9 protein-coding genes, 1 tRNA gene, 1 rRNA gene and 1 pseudogene are annotated in these 9894 nt (G+C 52.5%); 10 read left to right on the top strand and 2 right to left on the bottom strand.

The genetic code is table 11. The annotated features are described in order from the left end of the window. The 10 genes and pseudogenes from HA45_RS22980 to HA45_RS22930 form a co-directional block, all read left to right on the top strand. Positions 1 to 481 (top strand): ATP-binding protein (locus HA45_RS22980; protein WP_495524946.1); only part of this gene is annotated, 481 nt, incomplete at its 5' end. Positions 482 to 551: 70 nt separating this feature from the next. Next, positions 552 to 794, top strand: coding sequence for a YhdT family protein (locus tag HA45_RS22975; protein WP_100700191.1), 243 nt, complete (start codon positions 552 to 554; stop codon positions 792 to 794). Then, positions 784 to 2229, top strand: coding sequence for a sodium/pantothenate symporter (gene panF / locus HA45_RS22970; protein WP_100700190.1), 1446 nt, complete (start codon positions 784 to 786; stop codon positions 2227 to 2229). The genes HA45_RS22975 and panF overlap by 11 nt, the downstream gene beginning before the upstream one ends. An 11-nt stretch (positions 2230 to 2240) precedes the next feature. Then, complete coding sequence (gene prmA, locus HA45_RS22965) at positions 2241 to 3122, top strand: 50S ribosomal protein L11 methyltransferase (RefSeq protein WP_100700189.1); 882 nt, start codon at positions 2241 to 2243, stop codon at positions 3120 to 3122. Positions 3123 to 3517: 395 nt separating this feature from the next. Further along, positions 3518 to 4483, top strand: coding sequence for a tRNA dihydrouridine synthase DusB (gene dusB / locus HA45_RS22955; protein ID WP_100700188.1), 966 nt, complete (start codon positions 3518 to 3520; stop codon positions 4481 to 4483). A gap of 24 nt (positions 4484 to 4507) precedes the next feature. Further along, positions 4508 to 4804, top strand: coding sequence for a DNA-binding transcriptional regulator Fis (fis, locus tag HA45_RS22950; protein WP_003855228.1), 297 nt, complete (start codon positions 4508 to 4510; stop codon positions 4802 to 4804). A 541-nt stretch (positions 4805 to 5345) separates the two neighbouring features. Continuing rightward, positions 5346 to 6371, top strand: a complete 1026-nt coding sequence (locus HA45_RS22945; protein WP_100700187.1) for an amino acid ABC transporter substrate-binding protein — start codon at positions 5346 to 5348, stop codon at positions 6369 to 6371. 66 nt (positions 6372 to 6437) lie between these two features. Next, positions 6438 to 7615, top strand: a pseudogene (locus HA45_RS22940) (amino acid ABC transporter permease). 15 nt (positions 7616 to 7630) lie between these two features. After that, a complete protein-coding gene (locus HA45_RS22935) occupies positions 7631 to 8731 on the top strand; it encodes an amino acid ABC transporter permease (RefSeq protein ID WP_100700185.1) in 1101 nt (366 codons plus the stop codon). A gap of 8 nt (positions 8732 to 8739) precedes the next feature. Next, complete coding sequence (locus HA45_RS22930) at positions 8740 to 9501, top strand: amino acid ABC transporter ATP-binding protein (protein ID WP_100700184.1); 762 nt, start codon at positions 8740 to 8742, stop codon at positions 9499 to 9501. A 150-nt stretch (positions 9502 to 9651) separates the two neighbouring features. Here HA45_RS22930 and rrf read toward each other — a convergent pair. Both rrf and HA45_RS22920 read right to left on the bottom strand, forming a co-directional pair. Beyond that, positions 9652 to 9767, bottom strand: a 5S ribosomal RNA gene (rrf, locus tag HA45_RS22925). 37 nt (positions 9768 to 9804) lie between these two features. Then, positions 9805 to 9880, bottom strand: a tRNA-Thr gene (locus HA45_RS22920). Positions 9881 to 9894: the final 14 nt, after the last annotated feature.

The raw sequence follows: 9894 nt of genomic DNA, 5'->3' as shown, positions 1-9894 counted from the left end.
CACCCGTATTCAGGTGGAGCATCCGGTGACCGAGATGATCACCGGCGTGGATCTGATCAAAGAGCAGCTGCGCATTGCTGCCGGTCAGCCGCTGTCGATCAAACAGGAAGACGTGGTGGTACGCGGTCATGCGGTGGAATGCCGTATCAACGCCGAAGACCCGAACACCTTCCTGCCGAGCCCGGGCAAGATCACCCGTTTCCACGCGCCAGGCGGTTTTGGCGTGCGCTGGGAATCGCACATCTATGCCGGTTACACCGTGCCACCGTACTACGACTCGATGATCGGCAAGCTGATCACCTACGGTGACACGCGTGAAGTGGCTATCGCGCGCATGAAAAATGCGCTGGCGGAACTGATCATCGACGGCATCAAGACCAACGTCGAGCTGCAGATGAAAATCATGTCCGACGAAAACTTCCAGCAGGGTGGCACCAACATCCACTATCTGGAGAAGAAACTCGGCCTGCACGAGAAGTAATCGCAGCGCAGAGCAAACAAAGGCCGGTTAATCCGGCCTTTTTCATTTTTGTTGCCTTAGAGGTTACATAATGGATTGGCGTTTTTTACAAGCGAACAAAGAGGCGCGCTGGGCATTTTATCTGACGCTGGCGTATCTCACCGTCTGGGGCCTTTGTGCCTGGCTAGGCGGTAATGAGATCGGCATCACTGGATTACCGCACTGGTTTGAGCTCTCCTGCATTTTCGCCCCGCTGCTGTTTATCGTCTTGTGCTGGTTAATGGTGCATCTGCTGTATCGCGACATGTCGCTGGAGGACCAGGATGGACAGTGAAATCATTCTGCCGCTGTTAGCCTATCTGGTATTGATCGCTGGATTATCCGTCTTTGCTATGCGCAAGCAGCGACAGGGCAACTTCCTCAGCGAATACTTCCTCGGTAGCCGCTCGATGGGCGGATTTGTGCTGGCCATGACCATCACCACCACTTACATCAGCGCCAGTTCGTTTATTGGCGGGCCGGGCGCAGCCTATAAATATGGCCTCGGCTGGGTATTGCTGGCGATGATTCAGGTGCCGGCAGTGTGGCTTTCGCTCGGCGTATTGGGAAAGAAATTCGCCATTCTTGCTCGCCGCTATAACGCGGTGACGCTGAATGACATGTTGTATGGCCGCTATGGCAGCACACTGCTGATCTGGCTCTCCAGTATTAGCTTGTTGGTGGCCTTCATTGGCGCGATGACCGTACAGTTCATTGGTGGCGCACGTCTGCTGGAAACGGCTGCGGGCATTCCCTACGATACCGGTTTACTGATTTTTGGCGGCACCATCGCGTTGTACACCGCGTTTGGCGGCTTCCGTGCCAGCGTACTCAACGATGCGATGCAAGGTTTGGTGATGCTGATTGGCACCTTCCTGCTGCTGTTTGCCGTGATCCATCAGGCGGGCGGGCTGGAAACGGCCGTGACGAAACTGCGCACCATCGATCCTCAACTCGTGTCGCCGGAAGGTGTCGGGAACGTCATCAATCCCACGTTCCTCAGCTCTTTCGCCGTGCTGGTCTGCTTTGGTGTGATTGGTTTGCCGCATACTGCGGTGCGCTGCATTTCATACAAAGACAGTAAAGCCATGCACCGCGGCATTATTTTGGGCACCATTGTGGTGGTGATTCTGATGCTCGGCATGCATCTGGCTGGCGCGTTGGGCCGTGCCATCTTGCCCGATCTCACCATTCCGGATCGCGTCATCCCAACGCTGATGATCACCGTGTTGCCGCCTATGGCAGCCGGCGTGTTTCTTGCTGCGCCAATGGCGGCGATCATGTCAACGATTAACGCGCAGCTGCTGCAATCCTCCGCTACGCTGATCAAAGATCTTTACTTGCGCATTGCACCGCAGCACAGCGAGAACGAAGCGCGCCTGCGTATGCTGTCTGGCACCATCACTTTCGTGCTTGGCATCCTGCTACTGCTGGCGGCGTGGAATCCACCGGACATGATTATCTGGCTCAATTTGCTGGCGTTTGGCGGATTGGAAGCGGTGTTCCTGTGGCCACTGGTGCTGGGCTTGTATTGGGAGCGCGCTAACTCAACGGGTGCGATCAGCGGCATGGTCGTCGGTGCCGTTTGCTACACGCTGCTCGCCAGTTTGAATATTCAGCTTTGGGGCTTCCACCCTATCGTTCCGTCATTGACCTTAAGCCTGCTGGCCTTCCTGGTGGGCAACTTATTTGGCAGCACGCCTGACGCGCGTCACGCTGCAGTGGAATAAAGAGAAACACTATGCCTTGGATTCAAATCAAAATTAACAGTACCGGCGAAAACGCCGAGCCGCTCAGCGATGCACTGATGGATGTCGGTGCCGTGTCGGTGACGTTTCAGGATACTCACGACAATCCGGTTTATGAACCGTTGCCGGGTGAAACCCGTTTATGGGGCGATACCGATGTGATTGGTCTGTTTGATGCGGAAACAGAGATGGACGATGTGGTGGCCGAATTGAGCCAGCATCCGCTGCTGGGATCGAATTTCCACCATAAGATCGAGCAGATCGAAGATAAAGACTGGGAACGTGAGTGGATGGATAATTTCCACCCGATGCGTTTCGGTGAACGTCTGTGGATCTGCCCGAGCTGGCGCGACGTGCCGGATCCTACCGCCGTCAACGTGATGTTGGATCCGGGCCTGGCGTTTGGTACCGGCACGCATCCTACCACTTCGCTGTGTCTGACCTGGCTCGATGGGCTCGACCTGCAAGGCAAAACGGTGATCGATTTTGGCTGTGGCTCCGGCATTCTCGCCATTGCCGCCCTGAAGCTTGGCGCTGCACAGGCCATCGGTATTGATATCGATCCACAAGCGATTCAGGCCAGCCGTGATAACGCCGAACGCAATGGCGTATCTGAGCGTCTGTCGCTTTATCTGCCACACCAGCAGCCTGAAAACCTGCAGGCAGATGTGGTGGTGGCCAATATCCTCGCAGGCCCATTGCGCGAGCTGGCTCCGCTGATTAGCGTATTGCCTAAACCAGGCGGGCATTTAGGATTATCAGGTGTTTTGGCCAGCCAGGCGGAAGGTGTATGTGAAGCCTATGTGGAACGCTTTACGCTGGATGCCGTGGCCGAAAAAGAGGAGTGGTGTCGCATTACGGGTGTGCGCCGCTAAGCCTTATTACCGGCTCGCTGCTGCTGGCCGGTTTGCTGTTTGCCCGGCGAAACAGTGACAGTGGTTGATTGTCTGCCAATGGGTGGCAAATCTGCACTCTGAAAGCAACCAAATTAGTACAATTAATAATCATATCGCCGTCATTTCTCTGGCTAATTACCGGATGTGGCGGTTTTATGTCGTGATTTTGGGCATGTTTTAAGAAAAACTTTTGCTCACAATTTCAGCATAAATTTATAATCATATGAATTATAAAGATTATTAGTTGTAGCATTGCTGTTCATGCCGATTTCTTTGTGGTTTAACGCTGAATTGTTCAAAGTTTGGCCTTTCATCTTCATTAAAAAATGCGTAATATACGCCGCCTTGCGAACAGTTAGGGTCACTTCTTTTTCATGCGCATTGGACATCATCAGTTACGTAATCGACTCATTGCTGCGCCTATGGCCGGAGTATCCGATAAGCCATTTCGCACGTTATGTTACGAGAACGGTGCCGGTATGACTGTCTCCGAGATGCTGTCATCAAACCCAGAAGTTTGGGCGAGTGACAAATCCCGTTTGCGCATGGTGCATAGTGACGAGCCCGGTATTCGCGCCGTGCAAATTGCCGGTTGCGATCCTGATGAGATGGCTGCTGCTGCACGCATTAATATGGCGTCTGGCGCGCAGGTTATTGATATCAACATGGGCTGCCCAGCTAAGAAAGTGAATCGTAAGATGGCTGGATCAGCACTGCTGCAGCATCCGTCACTGGTGGAGTCAATCCTCCGTGCGGTGGTGAACGCAGTGGATGTACCGGTTACGCTGAAGATTCGCACCGGCTGGGACAAAGAAAATCGTAATTGTGTAGAGATTGCCCAATTGGCTGAACGCTGTGGCATTCAGGCTCTCACCATTCATGGCCGCACGCGCGCCTGTTTGTTTGAGGGATTTGCTGAGTACGACAGCATTCGGACAGTTAAGCAGAGCGTTTCCATTCCGATTATCGCGAATGGTGACATTACTGACCCGCATAAAGCCAGAGCGGTGCTCGACTACACCGGAGCCGATGCTCTGATGGTTGGTCGCGCTGCTCAGGGAAGACCGTGGATCTTCCGGGAAATCCAGCATTATCTGGACACAGGGGAGCTGCTGGCACCGAAGCCGCTGGCTGAAGTGAAGCAAATGCTGATTGGACATATACGGGAACTGCACGACTTTTATGGTCAGCGCAAGGGATACCGTATTGCTCGTAAACACGTTTCCTGGTATTTGCAGGAAAGTGCTCCTGATGACCAGTTTCGGCGCACATTCAACGCCATAGAGGATGCCAGCGAACAGCTGGAGGCGTTGGAGGCATACTTCGAAAATCTTGCGTAAACGAAATAAAGAGCTGAAAGAACTATGTTCGAACAACGCGTAAATTCTGATGTACTGACTGTTTCTACCGTTAACTCACAGGATCAGGTGACGCAAAAGCCACTTCGTGATTCGGTTAAACAGGCACTGAAGAACTATTTTGCTCAACTGAATGGTCAGGATGTGAGTGACCTGTATGAGCTGGTATTGGCTGAGGTTGAGCAGCCTCTGTTGGACATGGTAATGCAGTACACCCGTGGCAACCAGACCCGTGCAGCCCTGATGATGGGTATCAACCGTGGTACCCTGCGTAAGAAGCTGAAAAAATACGGCATGAACTAATCGTTCTTTGCTGCGCTAACGCCAACCTTCGGGTTGGCGTTTTTGTTTGTGTCGCGCAGGTAGTTTCCCTGCGTTAGCAACGGGTGAAACAATTGTCGCGGATATGGTAACGATAGTTGCAATTGCATCCGTGATATTCTGCCTCTCTCAGCACCTCACTCTTGCGCCTTTTTGATGCGTGTTTTGTACGTCATAACGCCCGCCCTGCCGCTTCCCCTGTGATCCTGCACTGTTTCAGTCGCAATCCTGCAAACGTATACATTTTATCCTGAGCGATGGCTCACACTGCTTCCATATAGTGAAACTTTTTGCACTATTTGTGATCGTGTCGTCTCGTCATGCTGCCTTTTGGTGCGCGATAGTAGCCAAAATTTCTGGATGCATCCTTTTATTAAAAGATCTTTCCAGTGAATTCAGGATTCTGCAAACCTGGCATTAGCTTTGCAGAGTCGTGGATGGCTCACCGCCACAGACAGAAAAAAGCGCACATTAAAGTGCGCGTAAACATAACAACACACGATCCCGCCACACAGGATGCTTTATGAAAAAGATGATGCTTTCCACCCTGGTCGCTGCAGCCTCGCTGTTCGCCGTTACTCAACAAGCGCACGCAGGCACCACGCTGGATGCCATTAAAAAGAAAGGTTTCGTACAGTGCGGTATCAGCGACGGCTTGCCGGGCTTCTCCTACGCTGATGCGAGCGGCAAATTTACCGGTATCGACGTAGATGTTTGCCGCGCCGCTGCGGCTGCGGTATTTGGCGATGCCAGTAAGGTGAAATACACCCCGCTGACCGCTAAAGAGCGTTTCACTGCACTGCAGTCTGGTGAAGTGGATATCCTGTCTCGTAACACCACCTGGACCTCATCACGCGATGGCGGCATGGGCTTCCTGTTTGCGGGTGTGAACTACTATGACGGCATCGGCTTCCTGACGCATAAGAAAGCCGGTCTGAAAAGTGCTAAAGAGCTGGATGGTGCCACCGTTTGTATTCAGGCTGGTACCGATACCGAGCTGAACGTGGCCGACTACTTCAAAGCCAACAAAATGCAGTACACACCGGTCACCTTCGACCGTTCTGATGAATCAGCGAAAGCCCTCGATAGCGGCCGCTGCGACACCCTCTCTTCTGACCAGTCTCAGCTCTACGCGCTGCGCGTTAAACTCGGCAAGCCAGATGAATTCATCGTGCTGCCAGAAGTGATTTCTAAAGAGCCACTGGGCCCAGTGGTGCGTCGCGGTGATGATGACTGGTTCACCATCGTTAAATGGTCACTCTACGCCATGCTGAATGCCGAAGAGATGGGCATTAGCTATAAGAACGTCGATCAGATGGCGGCTAAACCCACCACTCCTGACATGGCTCACCTGTTAGGTTCTGAAGGTGACTTCGGTAAAGACCTGAAGCTGGATAACAAATGGGCTTACAACATCATCAAGCAGGTGGGTAACTATCAGGAAGTGTTTGACCGCAACGTAGGTAAAGACAGCGCACTGAAAATCGCGCGTGGCCAGAATGCTCTCTGGAACCAGGGCGGTATTCAGTACGCTCCGCCAGTACGCTAATTCTGTCCTGCCAGTCGGGCACCGCACCCTGCGGTGCCCAAGCGTTTTCTTCACTGAGGTTTCAACATGTCACAACGCCCAACCGTAAAGAGGGATTTTTCGTTTGGTAATCCTACGGTTCGCGCCTGGCTTTACCAGATCATCGCGATTGTGGCCGTGCTTGCTGTGGTGGGATACCTGGTCCACAACACAGTAATCAACCTGGCCAATCGCGGCATTACGTCCGGTTTCGGATTTCTTGAGCGCAATGCCGGCTTCGGCATCGTCCAACACCTGATTGATTACACTGAGGGTGATACCTACGCGCGTGTGTTTTAGTGGGATTAACCAATACCCTGCTGGTTTCCGCGCTCTGTATTGTATTTGCCTCCATCCTTGGCTTTGCCGTTGGGCTTGCGCGCCTGTCAGAAAACTGGCTGCTGCGTAAACTCTCCACTATCTATATTGAGACGTTTCGTAATATCCCTCCGCTGCTGCAGATCTTCTTCTGGTACTTTGCGGTATTACGCAACCTGCCGGGGCCTCGTCAGGCGCTGAATGCCTTTGACCTGGCTTTTGTGAGTAACCGTGGTTTGTACGTTCCGTGGCCTGGTTATGCCCCGGGCACCTGGCCGTTCCTGATCGCACTGGCGCTGGCCATCCTCGCTAGCGTGGCGCTGTTTCGTTTTAATCGGAAATATCAGCTCAAAACCGGGCAACTGCGTCGCACATGGCCGGCTGCTGCGGGCTTGATCGTGCTGCTGCCGTTGATCGCACACACCTTATTTGGTGCAGCAACACATTGGGATGTGCCAGAACTGCGCGGATTCAACTTCCGCGGCGGCTTTGTGATGATCCCTGAGTTGGCGGCGTTAACCGTCGCACTGTCGGTGTATACCTCGTCATTTATCGCCGAAGTGATTCGCTCAGGTATTCAATCTGTGCCGCACGGCCAGAGTGAAGCCGCTCGTTCGTTGGGCTTGCCTAACCCCGTCACGATGCGCCAGGTCATCATTCCACAGGCCATGCGCGTGATCATTCCACCATTGACCAGCCAGTATCTCAATATCGTGAAGAACTCATCGTTAGCGGCGGCCATTGGCTATCCGGATATGGTGTCGTTGTTTGCGGGTACGGTGTTGAACCAAACCGGACAGGCCATTGAAACCATTGCGATTACTATGGCGGTCTATCTGATCATCAGCCTGATCATTTCTCTGCTGATGAACCTCTACAACCGCAAAATTGCGCTGGTTGAGCGTTAAGAGAACGGGATCATTATGTCTGTTACCACACATGAAACACCGCCGGTACCCAGCAATCCGTTGGGAAAAGCCTGGCTTTGGGCCCGTAAAAACCTGTTCTCAAGCTGGTTGAATACTCTGCTTACACTGTTCAGCTTCTGGATTATGTGGAGTGTCGTTCCACCGGCGCTGGATTGGCTGGTTTTCCAGGCCAACTGGATTGGTGAAACACGCGCTGACTGCACCAAAGCGGGCGCATGCTGGGTGTTCATCCACGCGCGCTTTGGCCAGTTTATGTATGGGCTCTACCCACACGAACTGCGCTGGCGCATTAATCTGGCTTTGGTGATTGGCTTACTGTCGATCATTCCGATGTTCGTTAAATCGATGCCGCGTCGTGGTCGTTATATTGCCTGTTGGGCGGTGATCTATCCGATCGTTGTCTGGTTACTGCTGTATGGCGGCTACCTCGGGCTGGATCGCGTGGAAACCCGCCAGTGGGGCGGTCTGACGCTGACGCTGATTATTGCATCAATTGGTATCGCTGGCGCATTGCCGTTGGGCATTCTGTTGGCGCTGGCACGTCGCTCTACTATGCCGGTTGTGCGTACATTATCCGTGATTTTCATTGAGTTCTGGCGCGGCGTACCGCTGATCACCGTACTGTTTATGTCATCCGTGATGCTGCCATTGTTTATGGCGGAAGGGACGACCATCGACAAACTGGTGCGCGCATTAGTCGGCGTGATTTTGTTCCAGTCCGCTTATGTTGCTGAAGTCGTGCGCGGTGGCTTACAGGCATTACCGAAAGGCCAAACTGAAGCGGCGGAATCATTAGCGCTTGGCTACTGGAAAACGCAGATGCTGGTGATTTTGCCGCAGGCACTCAAGCTGACAATTCCTGGATTGGTCAACACCATCATTGCCCTGTTCAAAGATACCAGCCTGGTGATCATCATCGGACTGTTCGATCTCTTCAGTAGCGTGCAGCAAGCCACCGTTGACCCCACCTGGTTGGGAATGTCGACTGAGGGTTATGTGTTTGCTGCCATGGTTTACTGGATTTTCTGTTTTAGCATGTCGCGCTATAGCCAGTATCTGGAGAAGCGCTTCCACACCGGGCGTAAATCGCACTGAGGTTTTACATGACACAAATTATGACTAATGCGGCTGACGCCATGATGATTTCGCTCGAGAACGTGAATAAATGGTACGGTCAGTTCCATGTTTTGAAAGATATCAATTTGCTGGTGAAGCCCCGCGAACGTATTGTTCTTTGTGGGCCTTCCGGGTCAGGAAAATCGACCACTATTCGCTGCATCAACCATTTAGAAGAGCACCAGCAAGGCCGTATCGTGGTGGATGGAATTCACCTGAATGATGATGTACGCAACATAGAGCGCGTACGTACTGAAGTCGGCATGGTATTTCAGCATTTCAATTTATTCCCGCATCTTACAGTACTGCAAAACTGCACATTGGCACCGATTTGGGTGCGAAAATTGCCGAAGAAAGAAGCGGAAGAGTTGGCCATGCATTACCTGCAGCGCGTGCGTATTGCGGAGCATGCGCATAAGTTTCCGGGCCAGCTTTCTGGTGGGCAGCAGCAGCGCGTGGCAATTGCGCGTTCGCTATGCATGAAGCCTAAAATCATGCTGTTTGATGAGCCAACTTCAGCGTTGGATCCAGAAATGGTGAAAGAAGTTCTCGATACGATGATTGGTCTGGCTGAAGATGGCATGACAATGTTGTGTGTAACCCATGAGATGGGTTTTGCCCGTACTGTGGCGGACCGAGTGATCTTTATGGATCGCGGAGAGATTGTTGAGGAAGCTCCACCACAGGAGTTCTTCGCCAACCCTAAATCAGAACGTACCCGGGCCTTCCTTTCCCAAGTTATTCATTAATATTCAATGCCTTATAACAACCTCTGCATCGTTTTGCAGAGGTTTTTTTATGCCATTCGCACCGTATTTACGGGGTCCAATTCATGGACACAGTATGATTTTCGCATACAAAAAAGCCCTGAACTTTCGTTCAGGGCTTCTGTGTTTGATGCCTGGCAGTTCCCTACTCTCGCATGGGGAGACCCCACACTACCATCGGCGCTACGGCGTTTCACTTCTGAGTTCGGCATGGGGTCAGGTGGGACCACCGCGCTAAAGCCGCCAGGCAAATTCTGTAATTTACCGAACTCATGCTTTTAAAACTGGTGCTGATACCCAGAGTCGAACTGGGGACCTCACCCTTACCAAGGGTGCGCTCTACCAACTGAGCCATATCAGCACACTTTAAATTGA

The organism is Pantoea rodasii (assembly GCF_002095465.1).
Classification (GTDB): domain Bacteria; phylum Pseudomonadota; class Gammaproteobacteria; order Enterobacterales; family Enterobacteriaceae; genus Pantoea; species Pantoea rodasii.
This window is presented reverse-complemented; position numbering and strand designations above follow the sequence as displayed.

Excerpts from the sequence above, each read along its gene's own strand:
- HA45_RS22975 (WP_100700191.1), top strand. The coding sequence starts at position 552 with ATGGATTGGCGTTTTTTACAAGCGAACAAAGAGGCGCGCTGGGCATTT.
- panF (WP_100700190.1), top strand. The coding sequence starts at position 784 with ATGGACAGTGAAATCATTCTGCCGCTGTTAGCCTATCTGGTATTGATC.
- prmA (WP_100700189.1), top strand. The coding sequence starts at position 2,241 with ATGCCTTGGATTCAAATCAAAATTAACAGTACCGGCGAAAACGCCGAG.
- dusB (WP_100700188.1), top strand. The coding sequence starts at position 3,518 with ATGCGCATTGGACATCATCAGTTACGTAATCGACTCATTGCTGCGCCT.
- fis (WP_003855228.1), top strand. The coding sequence starts at position 4,508 with ATGTTCGAACAACGCGTAAATTCTGATGTACTGACTGTTTCTACCGTT.
- HA45_RS22945 (WP_100700187.1), top strand. The coding sequence starts at position 5,346 with ATGAAAAAGATGATGCTTTCCACCCTGGTCGCTGCAGCCTCGCTGTTC.
- HA45_RS22935 (WP_100700185.1), top strand. The coding sequence starts at position 7,631 with ATGTCTGTTACCACACATGAAACACCGCCGGTACCCAGCAATCCGTTG.
- HA45_RS22930 (WP_100700184.1), top strand. The coding sequence starts at position 8,740 with ATGACACAAATTATGACTAATGCGGCTGACGCCATGATGATTTCGCTC.